The following is a 17,966-nucleotide window of genomic DNA, read 5'->3' as shown; positions in this document are numbered from 1 at the left end:
CGATGTGCAGCCGACAGACGGCTCCGACCCGGGCTCCCGGCAGCGCCCCGGGGCTAGCCTGGGCTCGCCCCTGAACGCGAACGTCGAGGAGAACCGTGTCTGAGAAGCCCATCGCCACAGCCAACATCGGAGTCGTCGGTCTGGCGGTGATGGGCTCGAACCTCGCCCGCAACCTCGCCAGCCGCGAGGGCAACACGGTCGCGGTCTTCAACCGCTCCTACGGCCGCACCGAGACCCTCATCACGGAGCACCCGGAGGCGGGCTTCGTCGCCTCCGAGACCATCGAGGACTTCGCCGCCTCGCTCGCCACCCCGCGCACCGCGATCATCATGGTCCAGGCCGGCCGCGGCACCGATGCCGTGATCGAGCAGCTGACGCGGGTCTTCGAGCCCGGCGACATCATCGTCGACGGCGGCAACGCGCTCTTCACCGACACCATCCGCCGCGAGAAGGCGGTCCGCGAGACCGGCATCCACTTCGTCGGCACCGGCATCTCCGGCGGCGAGGAGGGCGCGCTCAAGGGCCCGTCGATCATGCCCGGCGGCTCGGTCGAGTCCTACAAGACCCTCGGCCCGATCCTCTCGTCGATCGCCGCGGTCGCCGAGGGCGAGCCCTGCGTCACCCACATCGGCACCGACGGCGCGGGCCACTTCGTCAAGATGATCCACAACGGCATCGAGTACGCCGACATGCAGCTCATCGCCGAGGCCTACGACCTGCTCCGCACGGTCGGCGGACACGAGCCCGCCGCCATCGCCGAGGTCTTCGACGCCTGGAACAAGGGCGACCTCGAGTCGTACCTCATCGAGATCACCGCCGAGGTCCTCCGCCAGGTCGACGCCGACACCGGGAACCCCTTCATCGACGTCGTCCTCGACCAGGCCGGCTCGAAGGGCACCGGCGTCTGGACCGTGCAGAACGCGCTCGACCTCGGCGTCCCCGTCGGCGGCATCGCCGAGGCCGTGTTCGCCCGCGCCGTGTCGTCGAAGCCGGAGCAGCGCGCCGCGGTGCAGAAGCGCGTCGCCTCGCGCCCCACTCCGGTCGAGAAGTACGACGGCTTCGAGGACGATGTGCGCGCCGCGCTCTACGCCTCCAAGGTCGTCGCCTACTCGCAGGGCTTCGACGCGATCATCGCCGGAGCCGAGAAGTACGGCTGGGAGATCGACAAGGGAGCGGTCGCCAAGATCTGGCGCGCCGGCTGCATCATCCGCGCCCAGTTCCTCAACCGCATCGTCGACGCCTACGACGAGAACGCCGGCATCACGACCCTCCTCGAGGACCCGTACTTCGCCGAGGCCGTCGCGAACGGCGAGGCCGCCTGGCGCCGCATCGTCTCGACCGCCGCGCTCTCCGGCGTGCCCATCCCCGGCTTCGGCGCCGCGCTGTCGTACTACGACTCGCTCGCCTCGAAGCGCCTCCCGGCCGCCCTCGTGCAGGGCCAGCGCGACTTCTTCGGCGCCCACACCTACCAGCGCGTCGACAAGGAGGGCACCTTCCACACGCTGTGGTCGGGTGACCGCAGCGAGATCGAGCAGGACCCCTCCACGCACTGACCCGCTTCGCACGGGAAGGCGCCCCCGCCCGCAGGATCCTCGGATCCTCGGGCGGGGGCGCCTTCCCCGTGAGGGGCTCCCCGCTGGCCCTCCGGCTCCCCGAGCGCGTGCTCGACGCCCGGCCCGACTGACCCTCAGGTCCGGAACGCCCGCGCGATCAGGAGCGCCGCCAGGAGCACCGCCGCAGCGGCCGCCGTGGCCGCCGGGAGGGCGAGCAGGAGCAGCAGCGACACCGCGGCGGACGCGAGGGCCGGCCCGCTCGCGCCGGCCGCTCCGTGGTCGAGGCGCCGCACGATCGTCGCCACCAGCAGGGCCGCCACGGCGAAGGCGAGCAGCGCGTCCGCGTCGAGGATCACGACCGCGAGCACGGCGACGAGGCAGAGGACGAGCTGGGCCGCCGCGGGCACCCCGGTCCTGCGGTTCCTCGTGGCGAGCACCGCCGGGATCTCCCCCGCGTCGGCGAGGCGGACGAGGGCGCGCGCGTCCCTCCTCCCGAGGTCGAGGAGCGCGAGCAGGACCGCGATCACGGCGGCGGCCCCGACGAGCCCGGACGCGGCCGTGCCCCGGGCGACGGCGCTCAGGGGGGTCTCCGAGGCCGCGAGGACCTCGGGACCGGCCGCCAGGAGCAGACCGGTGCCGAGCGCGGCGGCGGCGGCCGTGGCGATCCCGATGCGCACGAGAGCGGGGCGAACGCCCGTCACCGCTCCGGAGCGCGAGGTCGGCAGGAGGATCAGGAGCAGCGCCGCGGCGGTGCCGGCCCCCAGCGGCCCTCCGTCGCGCAGCGGGTCGAGCGGCGCGGGGTCCGGAGGGGACACCAGCACGATCACGGCGGCGGCGGCCAGCAGGACCGCGACCGCGCCGACGAGGAGCAGGACCGGGCGAGAGGGGAGGCGCCCGCCGCGCAGACCGAAGAGCGCGACGGCCACGAGCAGCAGGACGGCCAGGGGCCGGGCCGCTCCCCCGAGGACGGACTGGGCCGCGGTCAGGGCCAGAGCGGCCGAGACGAACGCCCGACCGACGATCCCGAGCCACTCCGAGGAGGGGCCGTCGTGGACGGTGCGCCCGGCGTCGGCGACGGCGCCCAGGGCCGCGGTGGCCGCAGCGACGGCGAGCCCGAGGAGCAGCCACCAGCCCGCCGCGGCGGCGGCCGGCGACCAGACCAGGAAGACCGCCGCCAGGGCGAGGGTCGCATCCGAACGCTGGGGCACGGCCTCACCCTAGGCGCTGCCGCCTGTGCGGGCCTCGGGGGCGCCGCTCAGCGGCCATCCTGCGCCCACGACCGATGGAGTGGCCGGGAGGCGCCTACGCGTCGCCGTCGAACATCGACGTCACGGAGCCGTCGTCGAAGACCTCGTGGATGGCCCGCGCCAGCAACGGGGCGATCGGCAGGATCGTCAGGCGGTCCCACTTCTTCTCCTCCGGGAGCGGCAGCGTGTCGGTCACGACGACGGAGTCGATGAACTCCGAGCTCAGCAGTTCGACCGCGGGCTCGGAGAACACCGCGTGGGTGGCGGCGACGACCACGCCGATCGCGCCCGCCTTCTTCAGCGCCTCAGCCGCCTTGGCGATGGTCCGTCCCGTGTCGATGAGGTCGTCGACGAGGAGGCAGACGCGGCCCTTCACCTCTCCGACGATCTCGTGCACGGAGACCTGGTTGGCGACCTTCGGGTCGCGGCGCTTGTGGATGATCGCCAGCGGGACCCCGAGCTTGTCGCTCCAGATGTCGGCGACGCGGACGCGGCCCATGTCGGGCGAGACGATGGTGAGGGTCGAGGGGTCGAGCTTCTCGCGGAAGTGCTCGAGCAGCACGGGCATCGCGAAGAGGTGGTCGACGGGTCCGTCGAAGAAGCCCTGGATCTGCGCCGCGTGGAGGTCGACCGACATGATCCGGTCGGCTCCCGCCGCCTTGAAGAGGTCGGCGACGAGCCGGGCCGAGATCGGCTCGCGGCCGCGGCCCTTCTTGTCCTGGCGCGCGTAGGGGTAGAACGGCGCGACCACGGTGATCCGCTTGGCGGAGGCGCGCTTGAGCGCGTCGACCATGATCAGCTGCTCCATCAGCCACTCGTTGATCGGGGACGTGTGCGACTGGAGGACGAACACGTCGCCTCCGCGGACCGACTCGCCGTAGCGGACGTAGAGCTCGCCGTTGGCGAAGGTCCGCCCCTCGGTCGTGACGAGCTCGGTCCCGAGCTCGGCGGCGACCGCTTCCGCCAGTGCCGGATGCGCCCTCCCCGAGACGAGGACCAGGCTCTTCTTGTTGCTGGCGGTGATGCCGGTCACTGTGCTCCGCTTCCTCCGGTGGGCGCCTGGTCGGATCCGGTGGGATCCGACGCCAGGGCCGCCTCGGCGGCGTCGGCCGCTGCGGTGCCCGGACGGTGGGTCTGCACCCACCCGGCCATGTTGCGCTGCGGAGCGACGGTGATCCCGAGGGCTCCGGCGGGGATGTCCTTGCGGATGACCGTTCCGGCGCCCGTGTACGCTCCGTCACCGATTCTAACGGGGGCGACGAAGACGTTGTGCGACCCCGCACGCACGTGCGAGCCCACCACGGAGGACGCCTTGCTCACCCCGTCGTAGTTGGCGAAGATCGAGCCGGCGCCGATGTTCGACTCCTCGCCGATGACGGCGTCGCCGACGTAGGAGAGGTGCGGGACCTTCGATCCCTCGCCGATGACGGCGTTCTTGGTCTCCACGTAGGTGCCGATCTTCCCGCGGGCGCCGAGCACGGTGCCGGGGCGGAGGAACGAGAACGGGCCGACCTGGGCCTTCGCGCCGATCACGGCGAGCGTCGCGTCGGAGCGCTTCACGACCGCGTCCTCGCCGACCTCGCAGGAGTCGAGCGTGGTGTCCGGGCCGATGACCGCGCCGGTGGCGATGACGGTCGGGCCCTTGATCTGCGTGCCCGGGAGGATCTCGACGTCCGGGGCGAGCACCGCGTCCACGTCGATCCAGGTCGTCGCCGGGTCCTGGATCGTGACGCCCTCGAGCTGCCAGCGGCGCACGATGCGCGCGTTGAGCTCGAGCGCCGCGTCCGCGAGCTGGGCGCGGTCGTTGATCCCGGCCACGAGCCAGCGGTCCTGCACGGGGACGGCCTCGATCGCGCGGCCGGCGGCCTTGAGCGCGGCGGCGGCGTCGGTGAGGTACTTCTCCCGCTGGGCGTTCTCGGTGCCGATCGCGCCGATGACCGAGCGGAGCGCGGCGGCGTCGAACGCATAGACGCCGGCGTTGGTCTCGGTGAGGTCGAGCTCGTCGGGGCTCGCGTCCTTCTGCTCCACGATGGAGGCGAACGCTCCGTCGCCGCCGCGGACGATCCGGCCGAAGCCGGTCGGGTCCTCGAGCACGCAGGAGAGCATGGTGAGCGCGTTCGCCGCCGCGAGGTGCTCGTCGACCAGGCGGCGGAGGGTCGGTGCATCCAGCAGCGGGACGTCGGCGCTCAGCACGACGACCGTGCCGGCGAAGGACTCCGGGAGCGCCGCGAGGCCCTGCTCGACCGCGCGGCCGGTGCCGGGCGTCCCGTCCTGGTCCACCACCAGCGCGGAGGGGGTGTGCTCGAGGACGGCCTCGGCGACCCGGTCGCGCTCGTGGCGCACCACGGTGACGACGTGCGCCGCGTCGAGCGAGGCGGCCGTGTCGAGCACGTGGCCCAGCAGCGGCCTCCCGGCGAGGCGGTGCAGGACCTTCGGGGTGCGGGACTTCATGCGGGTGCCCTGGCCTGCCGCCAGGATCACGACGGCGAGCGTGCTGTCTGCCATGTTCTTCGCGTTCTCCTCCGTGAGCGCACCGTCCTGGTGCCGCTCCGCCACCAGGATTCGAACCTGGACCGGACAGCTCCAAAGGCTGCCGTGCTGCCGTTACACCATGGCGGACCGCGCTCTCGCGCGCCGTCCATCCTGCCACCCCCGCGCGCCCGGCCCCGCCCCGGGCGCGGGCGGCCTCCGCTGCGGCGGGCGACGGGGGCCCTGGAGGTCCCCGCCTCCGGACCCGTCCGCCTCCCGGCGTCCGCCGAGCCGCCCAGCCGCCACAATGGACGGGTGAGTGCGAATGACGAGGTCGACGGGATCGTCGACGCCTGGGTCCGGGAGCGGCCCGATCTCGACTTCACGCCGCTCCAGGTCTTCTCGCGGATGCGCCGGCTGGCCAAGCAGCTCGAGCGCGCGCGCGGGAGCGCCTTCGGCCGGTCGGAGCTCGAGACGTGGGAGTTCGACGTGCTCTCGGCCCTGCGGCGCGCGGGCGCGCCCTACCGGATGAGCCCCAAGCAGCTCCTCCAGGCGACCATGGTCACCAGCGGCACCATGACCAACCGCATCGACCGGCTGGTCGAGCGCGACCTCGTCGAGCGTCTCGACGACCCGAACGACGGGCGCGGCGTGCTGGTGCAGATGACGCCGTCGGGGCTCGCCCGGGTCGACGCGGCGATCACCCGCCTGGTCGACGCGGAGCAGGAGCTGCTCGGCGCGCTCACCCACGCGCAGCAGGAGCGGCTGGCGCAGCTGCTCCGCAAGCTCTCGCTCGACTTCGGCTGACGCCGCTGCACGACGTCAGCTGAGACGGGGCCCCTCGCCCCACAGCGGAGGCACTCCCTTCTCAGCTGATGTTCCGGGCCGCGCTCAGCCCTCGAGCTGCTCCGAGAGCTCCAGCCAGCGCAGCTCGAGCTCGGCGGTCTCGTCCTCGTAGGCGCGGAGGGAGGCGTTCAGCGCCAGGATGCCGTCGTAGTCGTCCTGGTCGTGGGTCGCCATCTTCTCGTGCACGGTCTTCGTGAGCTGCGTCAGCTTGTGCAGGCGCCGGTCGATCGCCGACACCTCCTTCTCGGCGGTGCGGCGCTCGGCCCCCGCCAGTCCGCTCGACACCGGCGCAGCGGAGGAGGCGCCCGAGGACGCCGTCACGGGCGCGCCCTTCTCGAGCGCGCGGCGCAGGTCGAGGTACTGCTCGACGCCGCCGGGCAGGTGGCGGAACGCGCCGTCCATGACCGCGTACTGCTGGTCGGTGACGCGCTCGAGCAGGTACCGGTCGTGCGAGACGACGAGAAGGGTGCCCGGCCAGGAGTCGAGCAGGTCCTCGATCGCCGCGAGCATGTCGGTGTCGAGGTCGTTGGTCGGCTCGTCGAGGATCAGCACGTTGGGCTCGCTGAGCAGGATGAGCAGGAGCTGGAGCCTCCGGCGCTGGCCGCCCGAGAGGTCCTTCACCGGCGTCGAGAGCTGCGCGCTCGAGAAGCCGAGCCGCTCGAGCAGCTGGCCCGGGGTCATCTCCTTGCCGCCGATGGAGTAGCTGGTGCGCTGCTCCGCGATGATCTCCCGGACGGGCCGGTGCTGGACCCCGGTCAGCTCGCGCAGCTGCTGGTCGAGGATCGCGACGCGCACGGTGGTGCCGCGCTTCACCCGGCCGCTCGTCGGCTCCACGCTGCCCGCGACCAGGCCGAGGAGGGTCGACTTGCCGGCACCGTTCACGCCCAGGATGCCGGTGCGCTCGCCCGGCGCGATCCGCCACTCGATGCGGTTGAGGACGGTCCGCTCGCCGTAGCGGACGGTGACGTCGAGCAGGTCGACGACGTCCTTGCCCAGGCGCGAGACGGCGAGCTGCGAGAGCGAGACCGAGTCGCGCACCGGAGGCTCGTCCTCGATCAGCTGGTTCGCGGCGTCGATCCGGAACTTGGGCTTGGCCGTGCGGGCGGGCGCCCCGCGCCGGAGCCACGCCAGCTCCTTCTTCATCAGGTTCTGGCGCTTGGCCTCCATGGTCGAGGCCATCCGGTCGCGCTCGACGCGCTGCAGGATGTACGCCGCGTAGCCGCCCTCGAAGGGCTCGACGAGGCGGTCGTGCACCTCCCAGGTCGCGGTGCAGATCTCGTCGAGGAACCACCGGTCGTGGGTGACGACCGCGAGCCCGCCCGACGACGCCGCCCAGCGGCGCTTGAGGTGCTCGGCGAGCCAGGCGATGCCCTCGACGTCGAGGTGGTTGGTGGGCTCGTCGAGGAAGACGACGTCCCAGTCTCCGACGAGCAGCTTCGCGAGGGCGACCCGGCGCCGCTGGCCGCCCGAGAGGGAGCCGACGACGCCGTCCCAGGGGACGTCGCGCAGCAGGCCGGCGATCACGTCGCGGGTGCGCGCGTCGCCCGCCCACTCGTGCTCCTGGAGCCCGCCGACGACGGCCTGGGCGACGGTGAGGTCCTCGTCGACCGTGTCGGCCTGGTCGAGCATCCCGAGCGTGACGCCGCGGCGGTGCGTGACGCGGCCGCTGTCCGGCTCGATGCGCTGCGCGAGCAGGCGCAGGAGGGTCGACTTGCCGTCGCCGTTGCGTCCGACGATCCCGATGCGGTCGCCCTCCTCGATCCCCAGGGAGACGTCGTCGAAGATCACGCGTGTGGGGTACTCGAGTCGCAGCGCCTCGGCGCCCAGCAGATGTGCCATAGGGATCCAGCCTAGGCGGTGCCGCCTGAGCGCTCCGCCGCGGGGCGATCACGGCGCCGGGTCGGCGAGGTGGCGGCCGCGGGGCCTCAGCCCGCGGGCGCAGGCTCCGAGACGGACACCGAGCGGCGGTGCAGCCCCGTCGCGCCGTCGGGGGCGGGCGGGCGCTCGACCGTGGTCTGCACCGTGCCGTCCGTGTCGGTCGCGCGCACCGTGACGACGTGGTCGCCGACCGTCGCGTCCCACTCGAGGACCCACTGGATCCAGGTGTCCGCGGTGACCTGCTCGGCGAGGCGCGCCTCCTGCCAGGCGCCGCCGTCGATCTGCACCTCCACCTTCGCGATGCCGGTGTGCGGCGCCCACGCGACTCCCGCCACGGCGACCGTCCCCGCCTCGACGGGCTGGCCCTGCCGCGGCACGTCGATCCGCGACTCGATCTTGATCGGCCCGCGCTCGGTCCAGCCGCGCGTCGACCAGTACGCCAGGTCCTCCGCGAACGTGGTGACCTTCAGCTCGACGACCCACTTCGTCGCCGAGACGTAGCCGTAGAGGCCGGGGACGACCATCCGGACCGGGAAGCCGTGCTCGACCGGGAGCGGCTCGCCGTTCATCCCGACGGCGAGCAGGCTCGCGCGGTCCTCGTCCTGCAGCACGTCGAGCGGGCTGGAGGCGGTGAAGCCGTCGATGCTCCGCGAGAGCACCATGTCGGCGCCGGCCGTCGGCCGGGCCCGGGCCAGGAGCTCGCGGATCGGGTAGCCCAGCCAGAGGGCGGTGCCGATCAGGTCGCCGCCCACCTCGTTGGACACGCAGGACAGGGTGACCAGGTGCTCCTCGAGCGGCAGCGCGAGCAGCTCGTCCCAGGTGATCTCGATCTCCTCCTCCACCATGCCGGTGATCTTCAGCGACCAGTCGGCGGGCTCGACCGAGGGCACCGAGAGCGCCGTGTCGATCCGGTAGAACGAGGCGTTGGGAGTGACGAAGGAGCTGATGCCGTCGATGTCGTCGAGCACGGCACCGGCCGGGACCGGCGCGACGGCCGACGCGGGTGCCGGAAGGGACACGGCCTCGCGCACGGCGGTCACGGCGGCGGAGGCGGAGGTGAGGAAGCGGGCGCCGATGCCGGCGGCGACCGCGGCGACGCCGGCGATCCCGACCAGGCGGAGGAACGACCGGCGGTCCGGGGAGTCGCTCTCGCGCTCCTCCTGCCAGCCGCGGAGGCGGACGGACGCCGAGCGGAGGACAGCGGCGCCCGCCACCATGCCGACGACGCTCGGTGCGGCGTCGATCCCGGAGGCGCCCTCGCGGCTGACGGCGGCGAGCGCACCGGCGCCCGCGACGACGGCCAGCAGCAGCACGCCGAACGGCGGGCGGCGGTACTCGAGCACTCCCGCGCCGACGGCCAGCAGCGCGATCGCGAGTCCGATCGAGACCAGGAGCACCAGCTTGTCGCCGGTGCCGAAGAGCGCGATGACCGTGTCCTTCACACCCGGGGGCACGATGTCGATGACGAAGCCGCCGACCGCGACCAGCGGACTGCCGCCCGCTCCGGTGAAGACCGCGACGACCTCGGCGGCCGCGAGGGCGACGACGGCGGCCACGATCCCGGAGAGGATCGCGAAGAGGGTGGCGCGGCGGGACATGAGCGGCACTCTAAGCCACGAGGTCGGAACTTCTCTGCGGACCGTCTGTGGAGCGCGCCGGGCGGCAGGATGCGAGGCTCGTGCGACCCGCTGGGGAGGCACCGCCTCCGCGACTAGGTCGAGAGCAGGCGCGCCCCGTGGACCGGGCCGGACACCCGCACGGCGCGCAGCCGCGCGGAGCTGAGCTCGCGCTGCAGGTCGGCCGCCGCATCGGCGTCCGGAGCGAGGAACGCCACGGTCGGGCCGGACCCCGAGACGAGGCCGCCGAGCGCCCCGCGGCCCTCGCCGAGCTCGAGGATGCGCGCGAGCCCGGGCTGCAGGTGCAGCGCAGGCGCCTGGAGGTCGTTGTGCATCGCGTCGGCGAGCATGGCGGCGTCGCCGGCGCGGAGGGCCTGCAGAACGTTCGGATCGATGGCGGGGGTCGCCGAGATCGGGCGGAAGTCGTGCAGGTGGCGCTCGCGGTGCCGGTCGAGCTCGCTGTAGACCTCGGGGGTCGACAGTCCCTCCTCCGAGAGGACCAGCACCCACTCGAAGCGGCCCTTGGCGAGCGCCGGGCTCAGCTCGTCGCCACGGCCGACTCCGATCGCGGTGCCGCCGGTGAAGGAGAAGGGGACGTCGGCGCCGAGGCTTGCGGCGATGCCGAGCAGCTGCTCCCTCGTGCAGGCCGTGCCCCAGAGCGCGTCGCAGGCGAGGAGGGTCGCGGCCGCGTCGGCCGAGCCGCCGCCCATGCCGCCGGCGATGGGGACGTTCTTCTCGATCTCGAGGTGCGCGCCGCCGCGGTAGCCGGTCGCCCGGGCGAGCGCTCGCGCCGCCTTGACGGCGAGGTTGGAGCCGTCGACAGCCAGGCGCGAGGTGTCGATCGAGCCCGAGAAGGAGACCGAGAAGTCGGCCGCGTCCTCTGCGAACACGTCCTCGTAGAGCGAGAGCGACTGGAACGCGGTGGCCAGCTCGTGGTACCCGTCGTCGCGCACGGCGCCGACCTTGAGGAACACGTTGATCTTGCCGGGCGCCCGCGCGTGGACCCGGGTCGACGTCGCGCGATGGGCCATGCATCCACGCTACAGGGTGGCGGAGGCGCCCTCGTCCGCACCCGGGGCGGGCTCCCCGTCGCCGTCCGCGTCGTCCCCGTCGGTCTCCGCCGGCGACCCGTCGGGCACCGCCGCGCCGCGGACGGGCACCCGCGCCGGATCGAGCTCGCGGCCCAGGCGGACGAAGGCGGCGACGTCCAGCTCCTCGCCGCGCGCGGTCTGCGGGACGCCGGACCGCTCGAGCGCGACGATCGCGGCGGCGCTGTCGCCGAAGAGGGGCGCGAGCGACTGGCGGAGCATCTTCCTCCGCTGGGCGAACGCCGCGTCGACGACCGCGAAGACGGCGCGGCGCAGGGTCTCGTCGCCCGGCTCCTCGCCGCGGTCGAACGCGACGAGGACGCTGTCGACGTTCGGCACCGGCCAGAAGATCTGACGCGAGACCGTGCCGCCGGTCGACCAGGAGCCGAACCACGCCGCCTTGACGCTCGGACCGCCGTAGACCTTGGAGCCGGGACCGGCGGCGAGCCGGTGCCCGACCTCGGACTGCACCATCACCACTCCGGACCGGATGCTCGCGAAGTGCTCGAGGAAGTGCAGGAGCACCGGAACCGAGATGTTGTACGGGAGGTTGGCGACGAGCCGGACCGGCTCCCCCGGAAGGTCGAGCACCTTCATCGCGTCCGCGTGCACGACCGCGAGATCGGCTCCCGGAGCCATCAGCTCGACGGTGCGCGGCAGCTGCTCCGCGAGGCGTCCGTCGATCTCGACCGCCACGACCTGCGCGCCCGCCTCGAGCAGGCCGAGGGTCAGCGATCCGAGACCGGGGCCGATCTCGACGACCGTCTCCCCCGGGCGCACCCGCGCGAGCTTGACGATGCGGCGGACCGTGTTGGCGTCGTGCACGAAGTTCTGGCCGAGCTTCTTGGTCGGCGTGACGTCGAGCAGGCCCGCGAGGTCGCGGATCTCGGCCGGGCCCAGCAGGCGCGGGACCGCGGCGGCCGTCGGCTCCGCGGCGTGGCGGCCGCTCATGCGAGGGGTCCGACCGGCTCCGTCGGCTCGGAGCCGACCTCGCCGCCCCACTCGCCGTACACGGCCTCCGTGTTGGAGGCGATCGTCGCGGCGAGGTGGCCGACGTCGGTCTCGAGGGTCGCGGCCATCGAGCGCAGGGTGTGCGGGAGGAGGTAGGGCGCGTTCGGGCGGCCGCGGAAGGGCGACGGTGTGAGGTAGGGCGCGTCGGTCTCGACCAGGATGAGGTGCCGCGGGGTCGCGACGAGCGCCTCCCGCAGCGGCTCGGCGTTCTTGAACGTCACGGTGCCGGCGAAGGAGAGGTACCAGCCCTCGTCCGTGCACATCCGCGCCATCTCGGCGTCGCCGGAGAAGCAGTGGAAGACCGTGCGCTCGGGGGCGCCGACGCGGCGCAGGGTGTCGATGACCTCGCGGTGCGCGTCGCGGTCGTGGATCTGCAGCGCGAGGTCGTGCTCCTTCGCGATGCGGATGTGCTCCTCGAAGGAGCGGAACTGCGCGGCGCGGCCGCTCTCGCCGGTGCGGAAGAAGTCGAGCCCGGTCTCGCCGATGGCGCGCACCCGCGGCTGCTCGGCCAGCTCGGCGATGACGGCGAGCGCGGCGTCGAGCTCGCCGCGCTGCTCCAGCTCGGGCGCCTCGTTGGGGTGGATCGCGACGGCGGCCAGCATGCGCGGCTCGCTCGCCGCCTGCTCGGCCGACCAGCGGCTCGTCTCGACGTCGGTGCCGACCTGGACGACGCCGCGGACCCCGACGGTGGAGGCCCGGTCGAGCTGCTCCCGGTGGTCGAGCGGCTCGAGGCCGTCGGCGATCTCGAGGTGGGTGTGGTTGTCGTAGACGGGGACGACGAGCGCCTCGGGCAGCGGCGGGTACGTCAGGTCGCGGCCGGACGAGGCCTCGCGGGAGCGGACGTGCTGGCTGTCGGTCATGCGCTCCAGGCTACCCGGAGGGCTGCGGAGGGCCGCAGCCCCGGGCTGTCGCGGCCCGGACGCTCCGCCCGCAGGCGGGCGCAGCCGTCAGGACGCGGGCGCCTCGATGCGCGGGAAGAGCGCGGCGAGCGTGCCGACGGTCGTGCCGACGGGGAGGACTCCCCACTGGCCCGCCTCGCGGATCGGCTGCGCGGTGAGGCCGCCCAGCGACTCCGTCACGCCGAGCGCCTCCCAGAGGGACGCCGTCGCGCGGGGGACGACCGGCGAGAGCAGCACGGCCAGGGCGCGCAGCCCCTCCGTCGCGGTGTAGAGCACCGTGCCGAGGCGCTCGCGCTCCTCGCGCTTGGCGAGCGCCCACGGCTCCTGCTCGGTGATGTAGCCGTTGAGCTCCTCGACGATGCTCCAGACGGCGGTGATCGCGTCGTGGATCGCGAGCGCGTCGATCGACCGGTCGGCCGACGCGGCGGCCTCGGCGACGGTGCGCTGCACGCGCTCCTCCGCCTCGGTGGGCTCGCCGGGCGCGGGCACCACGCCGTCGTAGTAGCGGTGCAGCATCGCGACGACCCGCGAGGCGAGGTTGCCGAAGCCGTTCGCGAGCTCGGACTGGTAGCGCGCCGACAGGTCCTCCCACGAGAACGAGCCGTCCTGGCCGAAGGTGATGGCCCGGAGGAAGTAGTAGCGGAAGGCGTCGGAGCCGAAGGTGTCGGTGATCTGCTCGGGCGCGATACCGGTGAGCTTCGACTTCGACATCTTCTCGCCGCCGACCAGCAGCCAGCCGTGGCCGAACACCTGCTTCGGCACCTCGAGGCCCGCGGCCATGAGCATGGCGGGCCAGATCACCGCGTGGAACCGCAGGATGTCCTTGCCGACGATGTGGGTCGCGGGCCAGCGGCGCTCGAACTCCGCCTCGTCCTGGCCGTAGCCGACCGCCGTGATGTAGTTGAGCAGCGCGTCGAACCAGACGTAGACGACGTGCGAGTCGTCCCACGGGACCTTCACGCCCCAGTCGAAGCTGGAGCGCGAGATCGACAGGTCGGCCAGGCCCTGGCGGACGAAGCTCACGACCTCGTTGCGCGCCGACTCGGGCTGGACGAAGTCGGGACGCTCCTCGTAGAGCGCGAGCAGCCGCTCGGTGTACTCGCTCATCTTGAAGAAGTAGTTCTTCTCCTTCAGCAGCTCGACCGGCTTGGAGTGGATCTTGCAGACGTACTGGCCGGCGTAGTCGCCGGTGCCCTCCTCGAGGTCGGACAGCTGCTTGTACTCCTCGCAGCCCACGCAGTAGTAGCCCTCGTACTCGCCGGTGTAGATCGCGTCCTCGTCGTACAGCTTCTGCAGGAACTTCTGGACGTTGACCTCGTGCCGCGCGTCCGTGGTGCGGATGAAGTCGTCGTTGGCGATGTCGATGGTCTCGAGCAGCGGCTGCCAGGCCGTCTTCACGAGGCGGTCGGCCCACTCCTGGGGAGTCGTGCCGTTCGCGGTGGCGGTGCGGAGGATCTTCTGGCCGTGCTCGTCGGTGCCGGTCAGCAGCCAGGTGTCGTCGCCCGCCTGGCGGTGCCAGCGGGTGAGCACGTCGGCGGCGACCTCGGTGTACGCGTGCCCGATGTGCGGGACGTCGTTCACGTAGAAGATCGGGGTCGTGAGGTAGAAGGAGGCGCCGTCGGACATGGCGACCATCCTATTCACCGCGCGGCACCGCTCCCGGCCTGTGACGGAGGCTGTGGACGGCCGGCCGCGAGCGCCGCCGGGGAGGGAGCGCTCAGCCGCGGCGAGAGGCGAGCGCCGCCTCGTAGAGCGCGCGGCGCGAGAGCCCGGTGATCTCGGCGACCTCCGCCGACGCCTCCTTCAGCCGCGATCCGGCCTCGACGCGGGCCAGCACGTCGGCCAGCGCGTCCTCGAGCGACGCCTCCCGCGCGGGGGCCCCCTCGACGACCAGGCAGATCTCGCCGCGCAGGCCGTCGGCCGCCCACTCGGCCAGCTCGGCCGCCGTGCCGCGCCGGACCTCCTCGAACATCTTGGTGAGCTCGCGGCAGACGACCACGCGCCGCTCCGGGCCCATCGCCTCGACCAGGTCGGCGAGCGCGTCGCCGATCCGGTGCGGCGACTCGAAGAAGACCATGGTGCGCCGCTCGTCGACGAGCGCCCGAAAGGTCGAGACCCGCTCGCCGTGACGGCGGGGGAGGAAGCCCTCGAAGCTGAAGCGGTCCGTCGGGAGCCCGGACACGGCGAGCGCCATCAGCACCGCCGACGGCCCGGGCAGCGCGGTGACCGCGACTCCCGCCGCCACCGCCGCCTCGACCAGGTGGTAGCCCGGGTCCGAGACCGTCGGCATGCCCGCGTCGCTCAGCACGAGCAGGTCCTCCTCGCGGGCCAGCTCCACCAGTTCGGCGGCGCGCTCGCGCTCGTTGTGGTCGTGCAGCGCGTAGAGCGCCGGCCGGTTCTCCACCCCGAGTGCGCGCATCAGCTGGATGGTCACGCGCGTGTCCTCGGCCGCGACGTGGCGGGCGGTGCCCAGCGCCTCCACGAGCCGGCGGGAGGCGTCGCCGAGGTTTCCGATGGGAGTGCCGGCGAGGATGATCATGCCGCCAGTCTCCCAGGCCGGGTCCGGGGCCTCCCGCCGCGGATCGCCGCCGTCCCGGGAGGAGGCGCCCCGTTAGCATGGCCGGGTGACGGACCGACCGCAGCGCGACTTCGACGACCTGCTCCTGGACGCGGCCGGATCGGCGCGCTCGGTCCCGGTGGAGCCCGCCGAGGCGTCCGCCCCGCGCGAGCGCACCCCCCTCCCGGACGTGCCGCGCGGCTCCTGGTTCGACGACCTGCACACCCGGCTCGTCGCCTCCCCCGCGCGCCGCCGACTGTACGAGCTCGGACTGCCGCTGGTGGTGGTCGCTCTTGCCGCGGTCCTGCGGCTGTGGAACCTCGGCCACCCGCGCTCGCTCGTGTTCGACGAGACCTTCTACGTGAAGGACGCCTGGACCCTCTGGAACCTCGGGTTCGAGGGCGCCTGGCCCGAGAACCCGGATCCCGGCTTCGCGGCCGGCGACGTGGACACCTTCACGGGGGCGCCGTCCTTCGTCGTGCATCCGCCGCTGGGCAAGTGGATCATCGGGCTCGGGATGGGCGTGTTCGGCGCGGACGACAGCGTCGGCTGGCGCGTCTCGACCGCCGTCGTAGGGATCCTCGCCGTCGCCCTGGTGATCGTGATCGGCCGCCTCCTGTTCCGCTCCACCCTCCTCTCCTCCTTCGCGGGGCTGATGCTCGCGCTCGACGGCCACGCGATCGTGATGTCGCGGGTCTCGCTGCTGGACGGGATCCTGATGTTCGTCGCGCTCTGCGGAGTCGCGGCGGTGCTGCTGGACCGGCGCTGGGCCGAGCTGCAGCTGGCGCGGAAGGTGGCGGCGGGAGCGCTGCCGAGCTGGGGGCCGGTCCTGTGGTGGCGGCCCTGGCTCCTCGCGGCCGGCGCGCTCTTCGGTCTGGCCGCGGGCGTGAAGTGGACGGGCGTCTACTTCCTCGCGGCGTACGGCGTGTACGCGGTGGTCGTCGACGCGCTGATGCGGCGCCGGGCGGGCGTGCCGTTCTGGGGCAGCGGCGCGATCCTCAAGCAGGGTCCGGTCACGTTCCTCCTGGTCGTGCCGATCGCCCTGGTCGCCTACCTCGTCACCTGGACGGGCTGGCTGCGCACCTCCGGCGGATGGGCACGGCAGTGGGCCACCGAGGCTCCCGGCAACGCCTGGACCGGGGCTCTGGCATGGGTTCCGGACTGGGCTCAGAGCCTCTGGCATTACCACGTGCAGATGTACGACTACTCGATCAATCTGCGGGCCTCGCACCCCTACGAGGCGAACCCGCTGACCTGGCTGCTGATGCTCCGGCCGACCAGCATGTACTTCGTCGACCAGGCGACGGGCGTCGACGGCTGCACCGCCGCACGCTGCGACGAGGCGATCACCTCGGTCGCCAATCCGCTCATCTGGTACGCCGGGGTCCTTGCTCTGGTGTACCTCCTCTACCGGCTCGCGCGGTACCGGGAGTGGCGCGCCGGCTTCGTGCTGATGGGGATCGTCGCGGGCTACCTGCCGTGGCTGCTCTACCTCGACCGCACGGTGTTCCAGTTCTACTGCGTCGTCTTCGAGCCCTACATGATGCTGGCGCTGGCGCTGACGGCCGGGATCGTGATCGGGAGTCCGGGCGACGAGCGGAGGCGGCGCACCCGCGGCGTCCTCGTTGTGCTCGTCTTCACGGTGGCTGCGGCGGCGCTGACGGCCTACTTCCTGCCGCTCTGGATCGGCGCGCAGACCTCCTTCACCTTCTGGCAGGCCCACATGTGGCTGCCCTCGTGGGTCTGATCCGGCGGCTGGGCCCGGGAGTCGCGGCCTGCGCGGTCGCGGCGGTGATCGCGGCCCTGCTGCACGCGGTGGTGCCGGCGGTGCCGATGCTGACCGCGGCGGTCGCGCTCGGGATCCTCGTGGCGCAGCTGCCGGCGGCGCGCCCCCTGCTGAGCGGGGCGCTGGCACCGGGCCTGAAGTACTCGTCCCGCTCGCTGATGCGCACCGGCATCGTCCTGCTCGGGCTGAAGCTCTCGCTGATCGACATCGCGGCGCTGGGCTGGGGCGCGATCCTGGTCGTCGTCGGGATCGTCCTGGCCACCTTCGCCCTGACTTGGGCGCTGGGCCGGGCGCTCCGGCTGCCCGGCCGGGAGCCGCTGCTGCTCGCGGCGGGCTTCTCGATCTGCGGGGCCTCGGCGATCGGCGCGATGGCCGGAGCGACCCGGGCGAAGGAGCAGGAGCAGGCGACGCCGGTCGCGCTCGTGACGCTCTGCGGCACGCTCGCGATCGCGGTGCTCCCCGCCCTCCAGCAGCCGCTCGGCCTCTCCGACGTGCAGTTCGGGCACTGGGTCGGCGCCTCGGTCCACGACGTCGGCCAGGTAGTGGCGACGGCCCAGGTGGCGGGGGCGTCGGCGCTGGCCGTCGCGGTCGTGGTGAAGCTCACCCGCGTCGTCCTGCTGGCGCCGATGGTCGCGGTGGCGGCAGCGGTCACGAGGCGCAGCGGCGAGACCGGCGGGACGCGCCCCGCGATCGTTCCGCTGTTCGTGGTCGGGTTCCTCGCCGCGGTGCTGTTGCGCACGCTCCTCCCCCTGCCGGAGGGGCTGCTCGCCGCCGCGGACACCGCGCAGACCTGGCTCCTCGCCGCGGCGCTCTTCGCGCTCGGCAGCGCCGTCCGGGTGCGCGCGCTCGTGACGACGGGGTGGCGTGCTCTGCTCGTCGCCCTGGTGTCGTGGGCGGCGATCGCGGCGATGGGGCTGGCCGCGGTGCAGCTGGCGCTCTGATCCGCGCGGACCCTCGTCATCCGCGCGACCGCTCTGTTACGCGATGCGTCGCTCCCGGGCGGCGGTGTCGGCGGC

Annotated in this window: 14 protein-coding genes and 1 tRNA gene; 4 read left to right on the top strand and 11 right to left on the bottom strand. The window is 73.1% G+C overall.

Annotated features, from left to right (window positions below; genetic code table 11):
- The first annotated feature begins 95 nt into the window (after positions 1-95).
- Positions 96-1,553: an NADP-dependent phosphogluconate dehydrogenase gene (gndA, locus tag GSU45_RS05275; protein WP_159913300.1), complete on the top strand. Its 1,458-nt coding sequence runs from the start codon at positions 96-98 to the stop codon at positions 1,551-1,553.
- Between the two features lie 134 nt (positions 1,554-1,687).
- Here the strand turns inward: gndA and GSU45_RS05270 are convergent, their stop codons facing one another.
- From GSU45_RS05270 to GSU45_RS05255, 4 genes are all read right to left on the bottom strand, one after another.
- Entirely contained in the window at positions 1,688-2,761 is a 1,074-nt protein-coding gene (locus GSU45_RS05270; protein ID WP_159913298.1) for a hypothetical protein, read from the bottom strand.
- Between the two features lie 94 nt (positions 2,762-2,855).
- Positions 2,856-3,833, bottom strand: a complete 978-nt coding sequence (locus GSU45_RS05265; RefSeq protein WP_159913296.1) for a ribose-phosphate diphosphokinase — start codon at positions 3,831-3,833, stop codon at positions 2,856-2,858.
- On the bottom strand, positions 3,830-5,305 hold the full coding sequence (gene glmU, locus GSU45_RS05260) for a bifunctional UDP-N-acetylglucosamine diphosphorylase/glucosamine-1-phosphate N-acetyltransferase GlmU (protein WP_159913294.1): 1,476 nt from the start codon (positions 5,303-5,305) through the stop codon (positions 3,830-3,832). The genes GSU45_RS05265 and glmU overlap by 4 nt, the downstream gene beginning before the upstream one ends.
- A gap of 42 nt (positions 5,306-5,347) precedes the next feature.
- Positions 5,348-5,419 (bottom strand) — tRNA-Gln (locus GSU45_RS05255).
- Positions 5,420-5,584: 165 nt separating this feature from the next.
- On the opposite strand from GSU45_RS05255, the gene GSU45_RS05250 reads away from it, so the two are divergent.
- Complete coding sequence (locus GSU45_RS05250) at positions 5,585-6,076, top strand: MarR family transcriptional regulator (RefSeq protein WP_104222340.1); 492 nt, start codon at positions 5,585-5,587, stop codon at positions 6,074-6,076.
- Positions 6,077-6,160: 84 nt separating this feature from the next.
- Here GSU45_RS05250 and GSU45_RS05245 read toward each other — a convergent pair whose 3' ends face one another.
- From GSU45_RS05245 to rsmI, 7 genes are all read right to left on the bottom strand, one after another.
- On the bottom strand, positions 6,161-7,954 hold the full coding sequence (locus GSU45_RS05245) for an ABC-F family ATP-binding cassette domain-containing protein (RefSeq protein WP_159913292.1): 1,794 nt from the start codon (positions 7,952-7,954) through the stop codon (positions 6,161-6,163).
- A gap of 86 nt (positions 7,955-8,040) precedes the next feature.
- Entirely contained in the window at positions 8,041-9,591 is a 1,551-nt protein-coding gene (locus tag GSU45_RS05240; protein WP_159913290.1) for a molybdopterin-dependent oxidoreductase, read from the bottom strand.
- Between the two features lie 113 nt (positions 9,592-9,704).
- Positions 9,705-10,640 (bottom strand): 4-(cytidine 5'-diphospho)-2-C-methyl-D-erythritol kinase, encoded by a 936-nt coding sequence (locus tag GSU45_RS05235; RefSeq protein ID WP_159913288.1) that lies wholly within the window; start codon positions 10,638-10,640, stop codon positions 9,705-9,707.
- A gap of 9 nt (positions 10,641-10,649) precedes the next feature.
- On the bottom strand, positions 10,650-11,648 hold the full coding sequence (gene rsmA / locus GSU45_RS05230; protein WP_159913286.1) for a 16S rRNA (adenine(1518)-N(6)/adenine(1519)-N(6))-dimethyltransferase RsmA: 999 nt from the start codon (positions 11,646-11,648) through the stop codon (positions 10,650-10,652).
- Positions 11,645-12,568 carry a TatD family hydrolase gene (locus GSU45_RS05225; RefSeq protein ID WP_104276383.1) on the bottom strand — a complete coding sequence of 308 codons (924 nt, stop codon included), beginning with the start codon at positions 12,566-12,568 and terminating at the stop codon, positions 11,645-11,647. Before GSU45_RS05225 ends, rsmA begins: the two co-directional genes overlap by 4 nt.
- Positions 12,569-12,655: 87 nt before the next feature.
- Positions 12,656-14,233: a methionine--tRNA ligase gene (gene metG / locus GSU45_RS05220; RefSeq protein WP_159913284.1), complete on the bottom strand. Its 1,578-nt coding sequence runs from the start codon at positions 14,231-14,233 to the stop codon at positions 12,656-12,658.
- Positions 14,234-14,324: 91 nt separating this feature from the next.
- Positions 14,325-15,146 carry a 16S rRNA (cytidine(1402)-2'-O)-methyltransferase gene (rsmI, locus tag GSU45_RS05215; protein ID WP_159913282.1) on the bottom strand — a complete coding sequence of 274 codons (822 nt, stop codon included), beginning with the start codon at positions 15,144-15,146 and terminating at the stop codon, positions 14,325-14,327.
- Between the two features lie 85 nt (positions 15,147-15,231).
- Here rsmI and GSU45_RS05210 point away from each other — a divergent pair, with 85 nt between their 5' ends.
- Positions 15,232-16,911: a phospholipid carrier-dependent glycosyltransferase gene (locus GSU45_RS05210; RefSeq protein WP_244248226.1), complete on the top strand. Its 1,680-nt coding sequence runs from the start codon at positions 15,232-15,234 to the stop codon at positions 16,909-16,911.
- Positions 16,902-17,891: a putative sulfate exporter family transporter gene (locus GSU45_RS05205; protein ID WP_244248225.1), complete on the top strand. Its 990-nt coding sequence runs from the start codon at positions 16,902-16,904 to the stop codon at positions 17,889-17,891. Before GSU45_RS05210 ends, GSU45_RS05205 begins: the two co-directional genes overlap by 10 nt.
- The last annotated feature ends 75 nt before the right edge of the window (positions 17,892-17,966 follow it).

It is taken from the genome of Rathayibacter sp. VKM Ac-2801 (genome assembly GCF_009834245.1).
Taxonomy (GTDB): Bacteria; Actinomycetota; Actinomycetes; order Actinomycetales; family Microbacteriaceae; genus Rathayibacter.
The sequence above is the reverse complement of the archived record's forward strand: the minus strand, read 5'-3'. Positions and strand labels throughout refer to the sequence as shown.

Coding starts and splice junctions, on each gene's coding strand:
- rsmI (WP_159913282.1), bottom strand. CDS start 15,146: ATGATCATCCTCGCCGGCACTCCCATCGGAAACCTCGGCGACGCCTCC.
- GSU45_RS05245 (WP_159913292.1), bottom strand. CDS start 7,954: ATGGCACATCTGCTGGGCGCCGAGGCGCTGCGACTCGAGTACCCCACA.
- GSU45_RS05225 (WP_104276383.1), bottom strand. CDS start 12,568: ATGACCGACAGCCAGCACGTCCGCTCCCGCGAGGCCTCGTCCGGCCGC.
- metG (WP_159913284.1), bottom strand. CDS start 14,233: ATGTCCGACGGCGCCTCCTTCTACCTCACGACCCCGATCTTCTACGTG.
- GSU45_RS05235 (WP_159913288.1), bottom strand. CDS start 10,640: ATGGCCCATCGCGCGACGTCGACCCGGGTCCACGCGCGGGCGCCCGGC.
- GSU45_RS05240 (WP_159913290.1), bottom strand. CDS start 9,591: ATGTCCCGCCGCGCCACCCTCTTCGCGATCCTCTCCGGGATCGTGGCC.
- glmU (WP_159913294.1), bottom strand. CDS start 5,305: ATGGCAGACAGCACGCTCGCCGTCGTGATCCTGGCGGCAGGCCAGGGC.
- rsmA (WP_159913286.1), bottom strand. CDS start 11,648: ATGAGCGGCCGCCACGCCGCGGAGCCGACGGCCGCCGCGGTCCCGCGC.